At 63.7% G+C, this 17,994-nt stretch carries 27 protein-coding genes; 19 read left to right on the plus strand and 8 right to left on the minus strand.

Annotated features, from left to right (window positions below):
• Window position 1: 1 nt before the first annotated feature.
• The 10 genes from C3F42_RS27315 to C3F42_RS27355 are packed head-to-tail and all read left to right on the plus strand — an operon-like array spanning window position 2 to window position 4,438.
• Window positions 2-922 carry an FHA domain-containing protein gene (locus C3F42_RS27315; RefSeq protein WP_158659599.1) on the plus strand — a complete coding sequence of 307 codons (921 nt, stop codon included), beginning with the start codon at window positions 2-4 and terminating at the stop codon, window positions 920-922.
• Window positions 912-1,109: an EscE/YscE/SsaE family type III secretion system needle protein co-chaperone gene (locus tag C3F42_RS27320; protein WP_023630363.1), complete on the plus strand. Its 198-nt coding sequence runs from the start codon at window positions 912-914 to the stop codon at window positions 1,107-1,109. The genes C3F42_RS27315 and C3F42_RS27320 overlap by 11 nt, the downstream gene beginning before the upstream one ends.
• Window position 1,110: 1 nt before the next feature.
• Window positions 1,111-1,371 (plus strand): EscF/YscF/HrpA family type III secretion system needle major subunit, encoded by a 261-nt coding sequence (locus C3F42_RS27325; protein WP_023630364.1) that lies wholly within the window; start codon window positions 1,111-1,113, stop codon window positions 1,369-1,371.
• Between the two features lie 2 nt (window positions 1,372-1,373).
• Window positions 1,374-1,724, plus strand: coding sequence for a YscG family type III secretion system chaperone (locus C3F42_RS27330; protein ID WP_023630365.1), 351 nt, complete (start codon window positions 1,374-1,376; stop codon window positions 1,722-1,724).
• The gene (locus tag C3F42_RS29510) at window positions 1,721-1,951 is read left to right on the plus strand and encodes a hypothetical protein (protein WP_023630366.1); all 231 of its coding nucleotides are present in this window, start codon (window positions 1,721-1,723) and stop codon (window positions 1,949-1,951) included. Before C3F42_RS27330 ends, C3F42_RS29510 begins: the two co-directional genes overlap by 4 nt.
• On the plus strand, window positions 1,948-2,286 hold the full coding sequence (sctI, locus tag C3F42_RS27335) for a type III secretion system inner rod subunit SctI (protein WP_158659600.1): 339 nt from the start codon (window positions 1,948-1,950) through the stop codon (window positions 2,284-2,286). Before C3F42_RS29510 ends, sctI begins: the two co-directional genes overlap by 4 nt.
• 52 nt (window positions 2,287-2,338) lie before the next feature.
• Window positions 2,339-3,028: a type III secretion system inner membrane ring lipoprotein SctJ gene (gene sctJ / locus C3F42_RS27340; RefSeq protein ID WP_023630368.1), complete on the plus strand. Its 690-nt coding sequence runs from the start codon at window positions 2,339-2,341 to the stop codon at window positions 3,026-3,028.
• The gene (locus tag C3F42_RS27345) at window positions 3,025-3,639 is read left to right on the plus strand and encodes a SctK family type III secretion system sorting platform protein (protein WP_104445125.1); all 615 of its coding nucleotides are present in this window, start codon (window positions 3,025-3,027) and stop codon (window positions 3,637-3,639) included. The genes sctJ and C3F42_RS27345 overlap by 4 nt, the downstream gene beginning before the upstream one ends.
• Window positions 3,618-4,253 (plus strand): HrpE/YscL family type III secretion apparatus protein, encoded by a 636-nt coding sequence (locus C3F42_RS27350; RefSeq protein ID WP_023629659.1) that lies wholly within the window; start codon window positions 3,618-3,620, stop codon window positions 4,251-4,253. Before C3F42_RS27345 ends, C3F42_RS27350 begins: the two co-directional genes overlap by 22 nt.
• Window positions 4,250-4,438, plus strand: coding sequence for a hypothetical protein (locus C3F42_RS27355; RefSeq protein ID WP_023629660.1), 189 nt, complete (start codon window positions 4,250-4,252; stop codon window positions 4,436-4,438). Before C3F42_RS27350 ends, C3F42_RS27355 begins: the two co-directional genes overlap by 4 nt.
• Before the next feature lie 40 nt (window positions 4,439-4,478).
• Here the strand turns inward: C3F42_RS27355 and sctU are convergent, their stop codons facing one another.
• The 8 genes from sctU to sctN all read right to left on the minus strand — a co-directional run bounded on the left by sctU (window position 4,479) and on the right by sctN (window position 10,725).
• A complete protein-coding gene (gene sctU, locus C3F42_RS27360) occupies window positions 4,479-5,531 on the minus strand; it encodes a type III secretion system export apparatus subunit SctU (protein WP_023629661.1) in 1,053 nt (350 codons plus the stop codon).
• Window positions 5,528-6,316, minus strand: a complete 789-nt coding sequence (gene sctT, locus C3F42_RS27365) for a type III secretion system export apparatus subunit SctT (RefSeq protein WP_094011323.1) — start codon at window positions 6,314-6,316, stop codon at window positions 5,528-5,530. Before sctT ends, sctU begins: the two co-directional genes overlap by 4 nt.
• Window positions 6,313-6,579 (minus strand): type III secretion system export apparatus subunit SctS, encoded by a 267-nt coding sequence (gene sctS, locus C3F42_RS27370; RefSeq protein WP_023629663.1) that lies wholly within the window; start codon window positions 6,577-6,579, stop codon window positions 6,313-6,315. The genes sctT and sctS overlap by 4 nt, the downstream gene beginning before the upstream one ends.
• Before the next feature lies 1 nt (window position 6,580).
• Window positions 6,581-7,234 carry a type III secretion system export apparatus subunit SctR gene (gene sctR / locus C3F42_RS27375; RefSeq protein WP_023629664.1) on the minus strand — a complete coding sequence of 218 codons (654 nt, stop codon included), beginning with the start codon at window positions 7,232-7,234 and terminating at the stop codon, window positions 6,581-6,583.
• Window positions 7,231-8,154 carry a type III secretion system cytoplasmic ring protein SctQ gene (gene sctQ / locus C3F42_RS27380; protein WP_104445126.1) on the minus strand — a complete coding sequence of 308 codons (924 nt, stop codon included), beginning with the start codon at window positions 8,152-8,154 and terminating at the stop codon, window positions 7,231-7,233. Before sctQ ends, sctR begins: the two co-directional genes overlap by 4 nt.
• Window positions 8,151-8,705: a type III secretion system needle length determinant gene (locus tag C3F42_RS27385; protein WP_052062220.1), complete on the minus strand. Its 555-nt coding sequence runs from the start codon at window positions 8,703-8,705 to the stop codon at window positions 8,151-8,153. The genes sctQ and C3F42_RS27385 overlap by 4 nt, the downstream gene beginning before the upstream one ends.
• Window positions 8,706-8,935: 230 nt before the next feature.
• Complete coding sequence (locus C3F42_RS27390) at window positions 8,936-9,406, minus strand: YscO family type III secretion system apparatus protein (protein ID WP_104445127.1); 471 nt, start codon at window positions 9,404-9,406, stop codon at window positions 8,936-8,938.
• Window positions 9,397-10,725, minus strand: a complete 1,329-nt coding sequence (sctN, locus tag C3F42_RS27395) for a type III secretion system ATPase SctN (protein WP_104445128.1) — start codon at window positions 10,723-10,725, stop codon at window positions 9,397-9,399. The genes C3F42_RS27390 and sctN overlap by 10 nt, the downstream gene beginning before the upstream one ends.
• A 204-nt stretch (window positions 10,726-10,929) precedes the next feature.
• On the opposite strand from sctN, the gene sctW reads away from it, so the two are divergent.
• From sctW to sctE, 9 genes are all read left to right on the plus strand, one after another.
• Window positions 10,930-11,778 (plus strand): type III secretion system gatekeeper subunit SctW, encoded by an 849-nt coding sequence (gene sctW, locus C3F42_RS27400; protein ID WP_081941277.1) that lies wholly within the window; start codon window positions 10,930-10,932, stop codon window positions 11,776-11,778.
• A 1-nt stretch (window position 11,779) separates the two neighbouring features.
• Complete coding sequence (locus tag C3F42_RS27405; RefSeq protein WP_052062219.1) at window positions 11,780-12,043, plus strand: TyeA family type III secretion system gatekeeper subunit; 264 nt, start codon at window positions 11,780-11,782, stop codon at window positions 12,041-12,043.
• 2 nt (window positions 12,044-12,045) lie between these two features.
• Window positions 12,046-12,417 carry a hypothetical protein gene (locus tag C3F42_RS27410; RefSeq protein ID WP_094011325.1) on the plus strand — a complete coding sequence of 124 codons (372 nt, stop codon included), beginning with the start codon at window positions 12,046-12,048 and terminating at the stop codon, window positions 12,415-12,417.
• Window positions 12,414-12,779, plus strand: a complete 366-nt coding sequence (locus tag C3F42_RS27415) for a hypothetical protein (protein ID WP_104445129.1) — start codon at window positions 12,414-12,416, stop codon at window positions 12,777-12,779. Before C3F42_RS27410 ends, C3F42_RS27415 begins: the two co-directional genes overlap by 4 nt.
• 4 nt (window positions 12,780-12,783) lie before the next feature.
• Complete coding sequence (locus C3F42_RS27420; protein WP_104445130.1) at window positions 12,784-13,113, plus strand: type III secretion protein; 330 nt, start codon at window positions 12,784-12,786, stop codon at window positions 13,111-13,113.
• Complete coding sequence (sctV, locus tag C3F42_RS27425) at window positions 13,110-15,209, plus strand: type III secretion system export apparatus subunit SctV (RefSeq protein WP_104445131.1); 2,100 nt, start codon at window positions 13,110-13,112, stop codon at window positions 15,207-15,209. The genes C3F42_RS27420 and sctV overlap by 4 nt, the downstream gene beginning before the upstream one ends.
• Window positions 15,210-15,371: 162 nt before the next feature.
• Window positions 15,372-16,319 carry a virulence-associated V antigen gene (locus C3F42_RS27430; protein WP_158659601.1) on the plus strand — a complete coding sequence of 316 codons (948 nt, stop codon included), beginning with the start codon at window positions 15,372-15,374 and terminating at the stop codon, window positions 16,317-16,319.
• An 8-nt stretch (window positions 16,320-16,327) separates the two neighbouring features.
• Window positions 16,328-16,825: a SycD/LcrH family type III secretion system chaperone gene (locus tag C3F42_RS27435; protein WP_094011329.1), complete on the plus strand. Its 498-nt coding sequence runs from the start codon at window positions 16,328-16,330 to the stop codon at window positions 16,823-16,825.
• Window positions 16,815-17,981: a type III secretion system translocon subunit SctE gene (gene sctE / locus C3F42_RS27440; protein ID WP_158659602.1), complete on the plus strand. Its 1,167-nt coding sequence runs from the start codon at window positions 16,815-16,817 to the stop codon at window positions 17,979-17,981. The genes C3F42_RS27435 and sctE overlap by 11 nt, the downstream gene beginning before the upstream one ends.
• The last annotated feature ends 13 nt before the right edge of the window (window positions 17,982-17,994 follow it).

The following is a 17,994-nucleotide window of genomic DNA, read 5'->3' on the forward strand; positions in this document are numbered from 1 at the left end:
AATGAGTTACCAGCTGCGGGTCTACAGTGGCCTGAATGCGGGGGCCGAAGTGTCCCTGGCGCCCGGCCGGGTAGTCATCGGCGCCGATCCGGCGCAAGCCGATCTGGTGCTGGTGGACGCGGGAATCGCCGCCGTTCACCTGGTGCTGATGGTAGAGCCTGGCGGAGTACGCCTGTTGGAGTGGGGAACCATCGAGCCGCCTACACAGGACGGGGCGACGGTGGTGGCAGGTGTCGAGTTGCAGGCACTGGCCATTCAGCGTTGTGGCCCGTTGTGCTGGGCATTCTGTATAGAGGGCGAGGTTTTTGCCGAGCGGCTTCCCGAAACGCTCTCTCGACCCCGACCCCGACCCCGACCCCGATTGCGGGCTGGCTGGTTCATGGTACCGGGGGGCGGTTTGCTGCTGTTGCTGGCGCTGCTCTCGCGACTGCTGATTCCAGAGGCTGAAGCCCAGCGCAAAGGGGACACAGGCGATCCCGGCGTCGTCTCACACAGCCTGCCCGTTCCACAGGCCCGGACGCGCCTGGCGCAACTCCTGCGCGAATGGCGCCTGGAAGATGCCCTGAGCCTGGAGGACCGCGGTGACACCTTGGTGCTGCGTGGGACTCTGCAGGGCGGCCAGCAGCAGGACTTCCTGAAGTTGCAGCACCAGTTCCGCGAGGCATTCGGCGAGCATCCGCTGTTGAAGCTGGTCGCTGAGGGCAGGGCACCTGTGCCCGGGAAACTCGATTTCCCGCTGCGCGCGGTGTCACTGGGGCGCGTGCCCTACGTGACGCTGAATGACAACCGTCGTTATCCGGTAGGCGCGCTGCTGCCTTCTGGTATCCGCATCCTGGCGATCGATGGCCAGGCGATCACATTGCGCAAGGGCGGGCAGGATTACTCGATCAATCTCAAGGAGCGCCCTATCGATGATGGATGAGCTATTGCAGGAAGCACGCGACCCACACATGCGCGCCCGGATGTACGGTGCGCTGGAGCATGCGCGGCAGGCCCGCGCCGAGCAAATGTCACGCCCCTTGCCGCCCACGGCATTCCAGGCGTTGCGCGATGAGCGAACGGCCCTTGAAGCGGCCTTGTATATCCTGGAAAAACTGAAGGAACATTGAAATGACAGGCATCAGCAGCGGATTCCACGACGGCACCAGCAACACAATGGACATGGTCCACGAGGGCATGGTCAGGCAGGCGCGAGAGGCCAACAAGGCTGTCCTCGAATCGCTCAGCAAGCTCAACGAGAAAAGCGACGACCCCGCGTTGTTGGCCGACATGCGCCACCGCTCGAACATCTGGTCCAACGTGTTCCAGGTCGATGCGACCTTGGGCCAGACCTTCAAGAACACCATCAGTAGCATCCTGCAGAAGTTCTGAGCATGGAGTACTCGGTGAATAATTTGATGGCGCGCCTGGGCTTGCTGGGTGTCGAACACCGTCACCATGACGAAGCGATGGCGATTGCGCGTTGGCTTGCCCGGCAGCCGCAAACCATGGAAGCCGCCTGTGCGATACGCATCGCCGCCCTGATGGGGGCGGGACGCTGCGAGGAGGCCCTTGCAGAAGGCGACCAGGCGCCCTGGCCATCCCTTGGCCCGTGGCTGGCACTGTGCGAGCGCCAGCTTGGCTACATGGCGGCGCTGGAACGGCGGCTCGAGCGCATGGCGCAAAGCGAGGATTGCGATCTGATCCGGTTTGCCGAGGGGATGCGTGCGCAGGTGGTGGCATGAACGGGTTGACCATGTCGCTGTTGACGAGTGCGCAAACAGCTTCGATTCCGCGGCTCGCTCCTGCGGATCGGGACGCTGCTGCATTTCAGGCATGCCTGATCGAGCAGGCCCCAGGCGCCCCCGAGCAGTGGCGGAGGCCGGCAGTGGCAGAGCAACAGCGTCTGCAAGTGCTCGCCATGGCGATGGACTTGCTCAACGACTCCTTCACAGTGGAGAGCGACACATGAGTGGCATTGCCGAGGTGGCACGTGTGGTCACAGACCTGCAGTCCCTGGCGGCACCGGACGTCGACTTGCGCCAGGTGGCCGAGTTCGAGCAGGCGCTATCCAATAGTGCCGGCAGTCTTGAAGAGGGAGTGCTGCACAAAATCGCACAGTTCGGCCAGCAACATGCCGAAGCCAGGCAGGGCGCGCATGCCAGCCTGGTTTCAGGCGTGGGCGATCCGGTGGCATTGATGGATGCCCACTGGGCCCTGATGCGCACCAACCTGCAGGTCGAGCTGATTGCCAAGGGTGTGGGACGTACCACGCAGAATATCGAAACCCTCATGAAAGCCCAGTAGGTGCCCTGTGAAGAGACCATGGCAGTGCTTGCTGCTTTTGACGGTAATGGTAATGGGCGGTTGCAAGGTCGAGTTGTACCTGGGCCTCGGCCAGCGCGAAGCCAACGAAATGCTCGCGGTGCTGGATGCCGAGGGCATCGAGGCGGTGAAGGCGCAAGACAAGGACGGCAAGGTGAAGATCCTGATCGGCGAGGCCGACATCGGCCATGCGGTAGCCGCGCTCAAGCGCCAGGGCTATCCACGGGAGATGTTCTCCACGGTGAGTGATGTATTCCCCCGGGACAGCCTGATCTCGTCGCCACTGGAGGAGCACGCGCGGCTGACCTATGTGAAGTCCCAGGAACTGTCGCGCACCCTGTCGGAAATCGATGGCGTGCTGGTGGCGCGGGTGCATGTGGTCTTGCCTGAGCCGCGTGACGCCCTGCGCGCGCCGGCCCGTGCGGCTTCGGCGTCGATCTTCATCAAGCATGCGGCGGACGCGCCGCTGGACCTGTACATCGGGCAGATGAAACAGCTGTTGAGCAACAGCATCGAAGGCCTGGACTACGAACGCATCAGTGTGGTGCTGGTGCCTTCCACCCAGGCTCGTCAGCTGCGACCAGGGGCGCGGCATGCGACGCTGCTGTCGATTCAGGTGATGGAGGGTTCGCGCCTGCGTCTGCTTGCGCTGGTCGGGGCATTGTTGGGGATGCTGTTACTAAGCAATCTTGCACAGTACCTGTGGTGGCGCCAGCGAGCATGACCCCGTTTCAGCTTCGCTATTGCCCTGCGAGTTACTTGCACCAGGCTCAATGTCCTGAGCCGTTGCTGCAGGTAGTTCAGGCCTTGCCGCATTGGCGTCGGGACAGCGCGATCAATGGTTGGTTGCTGTCGGCGCTGGACCTGGCCGAACCCTTTGAAATACCAGAACGGCTGGGTGGGCTGGCCCTCTATCCGCAGCCAGCATTCGAACGTGTTCTGGCCACTGTGGGCGGCTTGTTGCATGGCCAGGCCATCATGCGACTGCTCGCCCGAGCCGACCAGACGCGCTTGCGCCACGCCCTTGGCGATCAGGGCCTGCGCTATTGCCTGGAGAAATGGCGGCTGATCATCGGTCCATGGCCACCAGGCTGGCAGCGGGCGCTGCCAAGCGGCGCGCTGGAGGTGGACCTGCCCTTGCAGGGGCTGTCGTTCTGGCTGCAGGCCTGTGGTTGTACCGATCCCGGTTTTGCCCGGCGCCTGGCCCTGCGCCTGCCTGGCGCCGGTGTGTTGCCGACCTGGCCGTTGAGCGACGATCAGCGCGCCCTGGCGCGTATCCTTTGCCTGAAAGTGGCCCGAGACAGGAGCCTGGAATGTTGCCATTTATTGAACTGAATGATTGCCGGCCGATGGTCGAACCAGGTTGTACCGTGTTGCGCAGCGCCGACTACCAGCGCTTTCTCGAGGCCGGTGCCTTGATCGAAAGCGCTCGTCAGCGTGCAAGCGAACTCGATGCCCAGGCCGATGCGGTACTTGAGGCGCAGCATCGGCTTGGGCACGAGGTCGGGCTGGAAATGGCCGCGATCGAGCAGGCGGCGATGCTGCACAGCGTGCGTTTGCGCTGTGCAGAGCTCTATCGCCAGGCAGACCGGCAACTGAGTGAGGTGGTGTACCAGGCGGTGGGCAAGGTGCTGGGGGCCTACCCGGACATCGAGCTGACGCTGGCCGCCACGCGCCAAGCGTTGGCGCAGGTTCAGCCATGCGAGGCGTTGGTTCTGCACGTGTGCCCCGAACAGGTGCGCGAGGTCCGCCTGCGTATCGATGCAATTCTCGAGCAGTTTCCCGACACGGGCCCCCTGGAAATCTGTGGTGATGCTCGGCTCGCACGCGGCGGTTGTCGACTGGAAACCGCGGGCTGCGTCATCGACGCCAGTATCGAAGGGCAGTTGAGCGCCTTGCAGCGAGTGTTGGTGCAAGGGGTTGCTGATAACGAGGCTGGATCGCCATGAGCCCGCTCGAACATGGCCATGAGGCGGTGCTGGCCGCCGCGGCGCGAGCCATCCGCGATGACCAGGAGCGCGATGGGTTGCTCCAGGTATTTTGGGCGCAGCTTCGTCAGCCTGTTCGACCGCCTGTGCGGCAGGATATCTTGCCCGTGCGCCGGCCATTGCCGCAGCGCGGTATCGTGGTATAGCAACTGGCCGCTCAGCCATTGAGGAACGGGCGCAACCTGCTCAGACCGGCGGCGTCTTCTCTTGCGCCTGCAACCAGCGAATCACCTCGGCCACCGGCTGGATCAACTCGCCGGGGATGTATTGTTCCTCCAGACTGTCCGCGAACAGCGCCCGTGCCAGGGGTATGCGCTCCAGCACCGGCACGCCTTCTTCCTCGGCGATTCGGCGTACCCGCAGGGCCTGCTCGTCGGTGTACTTCAGGGTGACCAGCGGCAACGGGGTTTCCCCGGCCTCGTAGCGCAGGCCGACTGCGATGTGGGTCGGGTTGGTGACGATGACCGACGAACGCCTGACGTCTGCACGCAACGTCCCGTGCTGCAGTTCACGGTGGCGTTTGCGGCGCTCGCGCTTGAGCTCCGGCGCGCCTTCCTGCTCCTTGCGCTCACGCTTGACCTCATCTTTGCTCATGCGCAACTGCTGGTGATGCTGCCTGCGCTCCAGGCCGTAGTCGGCCGCTGAAATCGCCATGAAACCAACGGCGCAGACGCCGATCAGCTGGCCCAGCAGGTTGCCCAGAACAGGCAGGATGCAGCCGATGCCGCACAGTGGAACCCGCAGCAACGCGGGCAGGTTATCGCTGAGCAGACCGAGCACCAATGCGCCGAGCAGCAGCACCTTGAGCAAGGATTTGAGAAAGTCGAGCAGGTTCCTGAGCGAGAAGATTCGTTTCATCCCCTCCACGGGACTGACCTTCTTGAGGTCGGGTGAGAGCGACTGCGTGTTGAATAGCAAGCCGGTTTGCAGCAGGTTGCCCGCGCTGGCGGCAATCAACGTGGTCAGCAGGAACGGCAGGGTGAGCCACAGCAGTTCGTGCAGCAACTGTTGCAGCATCAGCTCCAATGCCTGGCGAAAAGGCAGGTGGAGCAGGGGCTCGGGAAGCAGCATCAGCGCTCGCAGGTGTCCGAGGAAGTAGTCGGGAAAGCCCAGGGGCAACGTGGCGAGGCTCAGGATCAGCACGCTGGATACCAGTTCCTTGCTCTTGACCACCTGGCCGTTACGTCGTGCATCGCGCAATTTGGCCCGAGTAGGATACTCGGTCTTTTCCGTGCTCATGGCTGCTCCAGCAAGGGGCCGAGCAGGCGCACCGCGTGCAGCGCGCTGAACACCTGATCCTGGGCCTGCGCCATCAACAGGTACAGATAGGGCACCAGCAACGCGCTGCAGACCAGGCTCTTGATCGGCATGGACAGGATGAATACGTTCAGCGTCGGGGCGAAACGGCTGATGAGTGCCAGGCCGAACTCGGCGAGGAACATGGCGATCAGCAGGGGCGCGGCGAACAGTAGGCACAGGGTCATCAGGTAGTCGAACTGGGCCAGGAAGAACACGCTCCACTGGTCGCTGATCTGTGGGTAATAGCTGGCCACGGGCCAGCTGGCGTAGCTGCCCAGCAAGGCGCCAAGCAGTCCCAGGAAGGCGCCACCGGTGAAGAACAGGGTGACCAGGGTCTGCAGCAGCAGCGCTCCGGTGGGGCTGGCCTGGCTGCCCAGCAACGGGTTGAGGGTGGACGCCAGGGTCGCTCCGCGCTGGTTGTCGATGAGAAAGCCGCAGGCCTCCAGCGCCCAGAACGGGATGCACGCGATGGACCCGAGCAGCAAGCCGAGCAGCACTTCCTTGCCGATCAGCAGCCCCAGTTGCAGCCCATCCAGGCCTGGCGGCACGGTGCCCGCCACGCTGGGGTAGATGAACAGCGCCACCGAGCACGCCACGCCATTGCGTACCAGCGCGCCGCCCAGTACCTGCTTGCCGAGGATCGGCAGCACGATGAAGCAACTGAACAGCCTGGGCAGGATCAGGCTGAAGTTCAGCAGGGCCTGTTCAAGCGCATGGACAGTCATCGCACCCACAGGACACGCTCGAGCACCAGATCGGTGTAGCGGTAGAGCTCGCTGCCCATCCAGTCGGCCGTGACGAACAGGGTAACGACCACCGCGACCAGCTTGGCGACGAAGCCCAGGGTCTGTTCCTGCACCTGGGTCAGCGCCTGGACCAGCGACACCAGCGTACCCACCAGCGCGGCCATCAGCACCGTCGGCAGTGACAGGATCAGTATCAACCACAGCGCCTGGCTGGCGAAGTGCAGGACTTCGGTACTGCTCATCTCAGCCCCCGTAGCTCAGCACCAGGCCATGGGAGAGGCGCCCCCAGCCATCGAGCAGGACGAACAGCAACAGCTTGAAGGGTAGCGAGATGGTCACTGGCGACACCATCATCATCCCCATGGCCAGCAGGATGTTGGAGATGATCAGGTCGATGGCGATGAATGGCAGGTAGATCAGGAAGCCGATCTCGAAGGCCCGGGTCAGTTCGCTGATGGTGAACGCGGGCAGCAGGACGAGCAGGCTGTTACCGTCGACCTGTTCGGCATAGTGGCTGGGCCACAACTGGCGCGTGCTGTCGAGGAAGAAGGCGCGCTCGCGTTCGTTGACCTGTTTGTCGAGGAACGTGCGAAACGGTTCCAGGCCTTCGTCGAGAAAATGTTCGATCGAGTGAGCATCACCGAGGACTGTCTCATGGGTATTCAGGTAGTCGTAGGTGGCCATGCCCACCGGCGCCATGACGTAGATGCTGAGGATGATCGCCAGGCCATACAGGGCCATGTTGGGTGGGATCTGCTGTACTCCCAGGGCGTTGCGCAGCAGCGAGAAGACCACGGTCATCTTCAGGAACGAGGTGGCCATGACCGCAATGAAAGGGGCCATCGACAGCAGCGCCAGGCCAAGGATCAGGCTCAGTTCGTCAGGCAACTGGATCATGTCGGGTCGTTTTCCAGCAGCCGCGTCACCCGCACCCCGAGGCGACCGTCGATGCGCACCAGCAAGCCGCTGCCGATATAGCGCTGATTGGCAAGAATGCGCACCTCGGCCGCCAGCGGGCTGTGCAGCTCTATCAGGGCGCCTGGCCCCAGGGTCGACAGCGTGTGCAGGTCAAGGGTCTGGCGACCGACCTCGAAACTGACCGCGATCGGCAATTGCTCCAGTTCCCCCAGCGCGGTATCGGGCGGCGGTAATGATTCGTGCATGCGGACTAGCTCCAGGTGTGTGTCGTTGAGCAGCAGTTCTGCCCAGGGATGGCCGTCGAGCACACCGAGTAACCGGGGTGGCATTGGCGTGGCGGCGGGCAGCAGCAGGATGTCGCCCATGCCGAGTTCACGCAGCTCGTGCAGCGACAGGTCGTGGGGGGGCCATTGCAGTGAGAGGTTCAGCGCGATGTTCAGGCGTTCACGCAGCGGGCGTCGCGGCAAGCTGGCGAGCAGGCGCTCGCAATCGCCTTGCACCCAGCAGGTCAGCGCGCGTGTGGCGTGCTTCAGCGATACTTGCAGGCACGCCGTGCGCTGGCAGACACCTGCCGGTTCGATACCCAGGCATTGCAGGCCAGGAAGCCAAGGGCTGTCCCGTTGCAGCAACGCCATTTGCAACGGTGCCGGCAGGCTGGCGAAGTCGGCTTCCTGCAAATGTGGCGCCAACCATTGCGCCAGATGCTGCCGACGGCACAGCAGGCGCGCCGGCAAGCCTTGCCAATCGACCAGCACGACCAGGTCGGTGTCCCCCTCGCAAGCGACGATGTCCAGCAAGGCCTGGCGCTCGGCATCGACATAGCTACGTTGGCGATGACTCAGCAGTCGCTGCAGGCGCAGCTCCTGTTCGTTAGCGGATGGGAAGCTCGCTGGGCTCATGGTTCGGGCCACCACTCGTCGAGCACGTGGCGCCGGTTGCGTGAACCTTGCTCGCCGTCGCCGTTTGCGGAAAAGCCGAGGCTGACCGGCTGCGCTGGATCAAGCCGTTGCAGGCGTTCGAGCAGGTCTGCGCAAGCCACCTGCAATTGCCGCAGACTCGCTGGCGCGGCCTGGATCTCCACCTGCAAACCTGCGCCTCCATGGCGCATGTGCACCTCGACAGCTCCCAACTGCGGCAACCGAGCACGCAGCAGGGTCAGTTCGCGCTTGTCGGCCTTGCAACCGAGCACTTGCAGGTGCAGGCGATCCACCAGTATCTGCAGGTCTTCATTGAAGGTGACGCCCGGGCAGGGCAGTACCCTGTCGACCACTGCACGTTCACAGGTCAGGGCATGAACCGGGGCCGGTATGGCGCTTTCCTGGGGTAGCAGGCGACTGGGCAGGGTGTCGGCGTGATCGCGAATGTCTCGCTGCACGGTCTCGGGTACGCTCTGGACCGTCGACCCGGGCGCCTCGAGTTCTTCGGGCGCCGTCGCGGTGAAGGGATGCATGACAACATCCTCGGTTAGCGTCGGTGGGGCAGGCACAGGTGGATAGTGCTCCGTCCTGCGCATGGCGGGCGCCAAAGGGTAGCCGAGGCGCAGATGGCCAGCCTCTCGAGGCATGCCCTGCCTTTCCGGTGGTGCTAGCAGCTGTTCGAACAACAGCCGCTGGCTGTTCAGGGGAGGCAAGCGAGGCGTGTCATTCGGCGGGATTGGTAAGGCAGGCACGGGCAGGGTCTTCATGGTTGCAAGCCACCGTGTAAGCGATGCTCCTCCAGCTCGAGCTCCTGCCTGCATTCCGCCAGCCGAGCGGCGCGTTGGTGAGCCTCATCTCGTAGTTGGACGAAGCTGTCCCTTTTTTGTCGAGTCTGGGCGAGCTGCGCTTGGGCCTGCTGGTGTGCCGTGTGCTGGCGCGCCAGTGCCTCCTCGCAGGCAACGACTTGCCTGTGCAGGCTCGCTTCGCGCTCACCGAGCAGGCTGACCTGTCGACGCCAGTGCTCCAAGGCACGACAGTCGATCAACTGGCCGACATGCGCGGCGAACAGGCGCTGTTGTTCTTCGCGGGACCCGCGTTGAAAGGCCAGGTACGACTCGACAGATTGTGCCTTGGCTTTTTCTGCCTTCTGTAGAAAGGCCAGTTGGCTTCGCGCTTCACGCTCGGCCCGCTGAAGCCTGCGTTGCTTGATGTGCGCAAGGGCAGTCAGGGGCATCGGGTGATCTCGAGTAGTTGGTCGAGGCTCTGTCGCAGCGAGACGTTCTCGTCGCAAGGCTGGCAGAGCCAGGCGCGGATGGCTTCGCGTTTGCCGATGGCCTGGTCCGCGAGCAGATCCTGGCCGTGCGTGTATTCACCGATCCTGAGCAGCAGTTCGACTTCCTCATACCGGGCCATCCATTCGCGCAGTCGGCCGGCGGCGGTCCGGTGTTCCGGGCTGACCACCTGGTTCATGACCCGGCTGACCGAGCGCAGCACGTCGATGGCCGGGTAGTGGTTGGCGGCTGCCAGGGCCTGGGACAGGACGATATGGCCATCGAGGAGCGAGCGGGTTTCCTCGGCGATCGGCTCGTTCAGGTCGTCGCCTTCCACCAGCACTGTGTAAAGCGCGGTGATCGAACCCTTGGCCGATTGCCCTGCGCGTTCCAGCAGGCGCGGCAACTGGGCGAACACGGAAGGCGGGAAGCCGCGTCGAGTAGGCGGTTCGCCCGCGGCCAGGCCGATCTCCCGCTGGGCCCGGGCGAAGCGGGTCAGGGAGTCCATCAGCAGCAGTACCTTGTTGCCCTGGTCGCGGAAATATTCGGCGACGCTGGTGGCGACGAAGGCCGCCCGGGCGCGTTCCATGGCCGGGCGATCAGAGGTCGCGACCACCAGCACCGCACGGCGCAGGCCGTGCTCGCCGAGTTCTTGGTGAATGAATTCGCGCACCTCGCGACCGCGCTCGCCGATCAGGGCGAGCACGATCACGTCGGCCTCTGCGTTGCGCAGTAGCGTGGCCAGCAGAGTGCTCTTGCCGCCACCGGCGGGGGCGAAGATGCCTGTGCGCTGCCCTTCGGCGCAGGTGAGCAGGCCATCGATACAACGCACGCCCAGGCTCAAGGGGGTATCGACCAGCTTGCGGCTCAGTGGCGATGGCGCGTCCCGATGCACGGGGTACCAGGCTTGTGGTGTCGCCGTCGTGCTGCCGTCGAGCGGATTGCCCAGGCCGTCCAGCACCGTCCCCAGCAAGTGCTCGCCTACCCCCACGCGGTGCATGCCGCCGGTGGGGCAGACTTCGGTGCGCGTGCACAGCCCCTGCATGTCGCCCAGCGGGGCGAGCAACGCCTGCTCCTGCTGCAGGCCGATGACTTCGGCCAGCAGTTCAGGCTGGCCGCCCGGCTTGCGCAGCCGGCACAGCTCGCCGACCTGCACGCCCGGCGCCAGCGCGCGTATCAGGGTGCCGGTGACCTGGGTGACCTTGCCGTTGACTTGCACCAAGGTGGCGTTGTTCACGGCGCCCAGCAGGGTCTGGGGAATCTGGAGCAGCGATGGCGGCATGGGAAAGGTTACGGCACGAAGATGCGCGCCATTCTAGGTGGCCTGCTGCGCAGCGGATTTCACTGTGAGGCGCATGTTTTTAGTTTTCGGTCGGCTACTGTCGCACCTGGCCACAGGCTAAAAAGAAGCGGCCAGTGGCAACAGTGGGGCGCAGGGCTTGCCTCTAGCATGGTGCTCATTCTTTGACGTGGCGACGAGGTGGGGATGAGCGAAGGCGTCGGCTTTATACGGAGTGAACCGGTGCTGGCGATGGTGCCCGGTTGGGAGGCGCTAGGGGCGCCGGTTTCGCAAGGGCAGCAGGTGATACCGATGGCGCAACAGGCCAGCATGGCGGAAGAGGTGTCCATGGCGTTCTCGTCATTGGCCAACGCGCGGCTCAGTAGCCGCAGTCGCGTTACCGATGCGCGTCAGCTGGGATCGCGCGCCGGCCAGGAGGCCGAGGCCATGTTGGCCAAGGTACCGGATGTGCAGCGTCGGTCACTGGATGAACTGGTGGCCTGGTTGCGCCAGCATCCCCAGCTGACCCCGGGTGAGCTGGACGCGCGCCTGGATGGATTTTCCGCTGAGGCCTGTCATCGCTACCTGGCGCTGGCGTATGCGCGTGACGCGCTGGGCGCGTCGGGCGATGCGCATGGTTTGGCCGGCAAGCTGGACCAGGCCTTGGCAACCCTGATGCAGCGCCACGGCCAGGCGATCGAACTGGGCATCGAGATCGGTCCGCTGGCCCAGGCGACGCAGGCCCAGGGGGTGGCCGACGTGGGGGCGCTGCGCGGCGTGTACTGCGACTTCCTGTGCGACTATCGCGGGCTCAGGCATGCCTGGGATGAGCTGCGTGCACGCTTTGGCGATGCCGCCATCGCCGATATTGCGCAGTTCATGCTCAATGGTCTGGCCAGCCATATCAATGGTCCGTCCTCGAGCCTGGACAGCAACCGGTTGCAACAGGTGGTCAGCGACATGAAGCTGGTGCAGGCGCTCAAGAAACTGGAAGGCGACACTGTCGCGCTGTTCCGCCAGCTCGCCGGAGAGCCCAGTGGCGTACGGACCTTCTGACTTGGTCGGCGACCTCCTGGCGCTGATCGATAAACGCTGGACGACAGTGCAGGACATCCAGCGCCTGCTCGTGGCGATGCCGCTGGGCCCGCAGGCGCAACGCATCCAGTGTCTGCGTGAGTTGCAGCGGATCTTCCGTCTGCTGCCCGTGCAAGTATTCACTGACGAGGCGCATCGCGAGCATCTGCTGACGATCTGGCAGTTGGCCATGGACCAGGCCATCGACGACGAGGAGGCGCTGCTGTGCGGCGCGCGGGAGGCATGAGCATGGATCCGTGCACGGCAGCCGTTGCCCAGTTCTGTCGCCATTTGGGTGTGGCGCCAGCGCATCGGCAGGAGCCGTTGCTGCGCCTGGAGCTGCCAGGGGCAGGCGTTCTGCAGCTCGAACGGCGAGGGGGGCAGTTGACGCTGTGGCTGGAGTTTCCCGTGCACGGGGCGATGTTCGAGCGCGCCATGCAGTGTGCGCTCAGGCAGGTGTACGAACATCAGGCCCCAGGTTGCCTGCTGCGCTGTGGACTGCTTGCCGACGATCGTCTGGTGCTGCTGGCAGGCCTCGACGAACACGGCTTGACCGAGCAGGCCTTGCATCTGGCCTATCGCTTGCTGACGCGTGTACGCACCGAGGTTTTGGCGACATGAGCTTTATCGAACCGGCCGGGCAGGTCGATCATTCCTGGCTACCGTGGGCGCCAGCCGACGCGGCGCGTGCCTCGCCAGGATGCGAGGCTTTGCCTCGGCCGAGGCACCCGGTGCAGGCGCACTTGCGTGAGCTGTACCCGCAGTATCAAGCGGCACGCCTGCGGCTGGCCTACGCCAGGCCCGAGCATGACCTGCGCAGCCTGTACGACCCGCAATGCTTCACCCGTGCGCTGGGTTCGTTGATGGAGCAGTTGCTTGCGTCGCAGATTCCCGGGGACCGAGAGGCAGCGGCGCTTGTGCAAGCGCTGCTGGCCGATCGGCGCACGCTGGGTTACTGCGTTAACTTCTTGCTCAAGGTGTGAACACATGAAATTGTCGAACGAACAGCAGGATGTCTTGCAGCTGTTGGCCTGGTTGCATCTGCAATGCGCTCGGCCCGAACTGGCGCGGGTATTGCTGGAGGTGCTGTTGCGCGCCGTTCCCCAGCATCGCGTCGGGTGCCGGGCCGCAGTGGTGGCAGCGCTGGAATTGGGCGATTGGGCGAGCGCCGAACGGCAGTGCCTGGCGCTGCGCGAAGCAGGCGAGCTGCGGCCGTCCTTGTGGCTATGCCTGAGCCAGGCGCAGCAAATGGCTGGCCGACTGGAGCAGGCCCAGGCCACCTATGCCGAGTACCTGCGTCGTGAGGCGCGTCGATGAATCAGCTGACCCGGATACTCGGCCGGATCGGCAAGCGCAAGGACCTGATGCTGGCCGTGATGTTGCTGGCGGTAGTGTTCATGATGATCCTGCCACTGCCGCCCCTGCTGCTGGACCTGCTGATCGCCCTGAACATCACCATCGCGGTGGTGCTGCTGATGATGTCGGTGTATGTGGTCTCGCCATTGCATTTCTCGGTGTTCCCCTCGGTGCTGCTGGTCACCACGCTGTTTCGCCTGGCGCTGTCGATCAGTACCACGCGGATGATCCTGCTGGAAGCCGATGCCGGGCAGATCGTGCAGACTTTCGGCGACTTTGTGGTGGGTGGCAACCTGGTGGTGGGCTGCATCCTGTTCCTGATCATCACCATCGTGCAGTTCCTGGTCATCACCAAGGGCGCCGAGCGGGTAGCGGAAGTCAGCGCGCGGTTTTCCCTCGACGCCATGCCGGGCAAGCAGATGAGCATCGACGGCGACTTGCGCGCCGGGGTCATCGACGTCAACGAGGCCCGTGAGCGCCGTGGCGAGGTGGAGAAGGCCAGCCAGATGTTCGGTGCCATGGATGGCGCGATGAAGTTCGTCAAGGGTGATGCTATCGCCGGGCTGGTGATCATTATCGTCAACCTGCTGGCTGGCCTGGCCATCGGCGTGATGCAGAAGGGCATGGGCGCGGCTGATGCGCTGCAGGTCTACGCGGTGCTCACCGTCGGCGACGGCATGGTCAGCCAGGTGCCGGCGTTGTTGATCGCCATCACCGCGGGAATCATCGTCACCCGCGACGGTCAAGGTGCCCATGACCTGGGGGCGAACATCGGCAGCCAGGTCATGGCGCAGCCCAAGGCGCTGCTGATCGGTGGCGCCTTGCTGGGGTTGTTCGCACTCATCCCGGGCTTCCCGACAGTAACGTTCTTCATGCTCGCGTTGATGGTCGGCGGCGGAGGCTGGTGGGCGATTCGCCAGCGGCGGGTCGAAGAGGCAGGCCAACAGCACGGCGGCGGTCTGCCGGCGTTGCTGGCCAATGGTGCCGGCGCTCCCGCGCTGAAACCCGCTGGCAAGGCGAAGGCGGGCGGCGATCCGCAGGTCTTTGCCCTGACGGTGCCCTTGCTCATCGATGTGGACAGCGAGTTGCAAGCCGCCCTGGAAGCCGCTTCGTTGAACGATGAACTGGCACGGGTCCGCCAGGCGCTCTATCTGGACCATGGCGTGCCGTTCCCTGGTATCCGCCTGCGTTTCAATAGCGCGCTCGGCCCTGGGGAGTACCGCATCCTGTTGCAGGAAGTGCCGGTGGCGCGAGGCAGGCTGAAGCCTGGGTGTCTTCTGGTTCAGGAGAAGCTCAGCCAGTTGGAGCTTGTCGGCGTGCCCTACGTAGAAGGCGAAGCGCTCTTGCCTGGACGTGCGAGCCTTTGGGTGGAGCAGAGCGAGCGTGATCGCCTGGCGCGTGCCGGCTGTGCCTTCCTGGCGGTCGACCAGGTGCTCGCCTGGCACCTGTCCCATGTGCTGTGCGAATACGCTGGGGATTTCATCGGCATCCAGGAAACCCGCTACCTGCTGGAGCAGATGGAGCAGGGCTATGGTGAGCTGGTCAAGGAGGTTCAGCGGATCCTGCCATTGCAGCGAATCACCGAGGTCTTTCAGCGGCTGGTGAGCGAGGGCATATCGATCCGCAACATGCGTTCGATCCTCGAGGCCATGGTGGAGTGGGGGCAGAAGGAAAAGGACGTGGTGCAGCTGGTCGAATATGTGCGCAGCAGCCTCAAACGCTATATCTGCTACAAGTATGCCAGTGGCCACAACCTGCTGCCGGCCTACCTGCTCGATCCGTCGGCCGAAGAGATGATCCGCAACGGCATCCGGCAGACCAGCGCCGGCAGCTACCTGGCCTTGGAACCTGCGCAGAGCGATGCCTTTCTCGCCCAGCTAAAGGCAGCGCTGGGCAACCTGCATGAAGCCCAGGCAAAGCCCGTGCTGGTGGTGTCCATGGACATCCGACGCTATGTGCGCAAGTTGGTCGAAGGCGTTTGTTCAGACCTGCCTGTGCTGTCCTTTCAGGAGCTCACGACGCAGATCAACATCCAGCCACTAGGGCGCATTGGTTGACGCCATTCTGGCGTCAGAAACCATACCCCTGAACTACAAAATCGCGACCGGGCCTGACGGAATGGTCGCCACCACCTCAATAGACTTCATCTGTCGGTACCTCAGCCTGGTCATGGCCAGCCTTACCTTGAGACGGGGTACCCAGCCAACCGGAAACAGATGATGAACAGCTCTATCGACGCATTCAACCGCCTAGCCCCCTTGCCGCCTGTTGATCGCGTGGCACCCCCGCAGATCTGGGTCGATATCCAGAGGGTGGAGTGCTTTCTCGACCAGAAAGCGATCACGGCTGCGGATGATCATGGCCTGCCATTGAGCCGCGAGCAGCGGCGGCAGGTCATCGAGACCTTGCTGGGCCCCGAAGGACAGGCGCGATTGGCGCAAAGCCGGTCCTACTTCGACAGCCTGCTGCCCGATCCTCTGCCCGACGAGCCAGCCGATGCCCTGATCCAGTTGCTGCAAGCCTATGCGGCGTGGTTGCCGGGCGCTCCCCTGCAGTTGGTGAACCTGGGCGAACGGCTAAGCATGGACGAGCTGGTGATGGCGGCGATGGGTTTACGCATGCGCAAGCAGAAAACCGAGCGTACAGAGCTGAGTGAGCAGCTGAAAAGCCTCACCGCAGAGCTGAAGATCTTCAGCGTGATCCAGTCCAAGGTCAACGTGGTCATGGCAGACAAGGGCACCTTCGATCTTCAGGACCCGGGCTTCAACCTCTTCGACCCGAACTTGTACGACCTGGATGCGGCTGCCTGGGAAACCAGCCCTGAACATCGATTACTTGCTTCGTACGGCACTGCCGCGGTGACGGTACAGCAGTTCCTGGCAGCCAAGCCCACCGGCCTGTCGCCCGATAGCAGTGTTCATCGGCGACACAGGGTCAGCGGACCGATGGATGACCTGAAAGCGGAATACACCTGGCACAAGGACAACAACCCGCTTGCCAACTTCTCCCAGGCCTTGAGCGATCGCACGCGTATCGTCAATGACAGGGTGACCGAGAAGACCACCCTGCTCAATGACGCGGGGTCGCGCTACACCACCTCTACCGAGGTGATGATGAAGTTCGTCGAGACGTGGTTCTCGATGCTGTCGAAGATTATGCAGAACTGAGGTGATTGATGAGTGCAGCTCAACCGACAGGCGCTGATGCCAGCGAGACCGAGGCGATTGAAAGCTTCTTCGCCGAGGGCGGCACGTTCGCCATGTTACGCGGGATTGGCGCGGCACAGCTTGAAACGCTCTATGCCCAGGCATTCGGCTTCTACCAGGCGGGGCGGTTGGAGGATGCCTTGACGATGTTCAAAGGGCTGGCGGCGCTCGACCACTACGACGCCCGGGCATTTCTCGGGGTGGCAGCCAGTTACCAGGGGTTGCAGCGTTATCAGGAGGCACTGCCGGCCTACGCCTACGGCGCAATGCTCGCGCCGCAGGACCCGCGCTTTTGCTTGCATGCCGCTGAATGCCAACAGCATCTGGGTGATCTGGTTTCGGCGCGCAGCGGCTACGAACATGCCCAGGCCTTGGCCGAGAGCGTTGAACATGGCGGCTTGGCGAGCAGGGCGCAGGCGCTGCTCGAGGCATTGCGACAGAAGGAGGCTACACGCCGTGCGAATTGAACATTTTGGCGCTGAACCACGGGAGATCGCGGCTGCAAGCGAGATTGAAGCGCCCGTGACTGGCACTGCCGTCCGCTTGCCAGGCGATACCGGCAGGGTCCCGGTGGACATGCCAGCGCAGCCTGATCGTAGTATCAGGCTGGACCCTCCGTTGATTGAGGAATCCTTGGCGACAGCACGACACCTTCATGGCCTGCTCGATAAAAGTGTCGACCCTGGCCACCTCATGCAGCCGGCATTGGCCACGGTACCCGATGTCGGGGCATTGATCCTCGGGCAGCTTGCCGGAGAGATCTCCGATGCCGAGCTGGATATCCGCCTCACTGAATTGCTGAGCCGGTTGGGCGCACGCCAGACCGAACTCAATTTGCAGCAGGTTCGGCAGATGACCGAGCAGAACCGCCAGCAGATGGCGCTCAACGCGCAGAAATTGGCAGAGGTGAACCAGCGTCACCAGGACGCCGGCACGGCGAGCGTATTCGAGAAGGTCTTCGGCTGGGCGGCGGCCATCGTGTCCATCGTGGTCGGCACGGTGCTGGTTGCGACCGGGCTGGGCGCCGTGGCGGGCGCCCTGATGATCGCCGGTGGCGTCATGGGGATAGTGTCCATGTCGTTGAAACAGGCGGCCGAGGACGGGCATATCTCAAAAGAAGTGATGAAATACCTCGGGCCTGTGCTGATGGCTGTGGAAGTCGCCCTGGCGCTTGCCTCGGTGGTGCTGACCGTTGGCTGCAGCCTTGCGGTGGTTGCGGCAAAACTGGCCGGCAAGGTGAGTGGCAAGGCTGCACAGGTTGCCCTCTCGGTAGGCCAGAAAATCCAGAGTGTGGCCTCCAGCGGGAGCGCCTCGGTTGCCAGCGCAGGTTCCCAAGCCAAGCTGCAGATGACCTTGACCGGTGCCAGCATGGCGACCGCCACGCTGTCGAGCGCGAGTGAGGCGGCCAGTTCGTTCATGCAAGGACTGGCGCTGCGCAGCGAGGCGCAACTGGCCGAAACACGCCTGGTGCTCGAGCAGGGCCACGCTTATCTCGAGCAGCTGGCCAAGGAACTTGACCAACTACTCGCAAAGAAGCAGCAACGCTTCGAGCAACTGCTGGAAATGCTGAGCGCACGCCACAACGCCTGCGCGGATATCGCCTGTCTAAACGTCATCGCCTGATCAAGGAGCAATC

The sequence above is a fragment of the Pseudomonas sp. PONIH3 genome (assembly GCF_002934345.1).
GTDB classification, from domain to species: Bacteria; Pseudomonadota; Gammaproteobacteria; order Pseudomonadales; family Pseudomonadaceae; genus Aquipseudomonas; species Aquipseudomonas soli.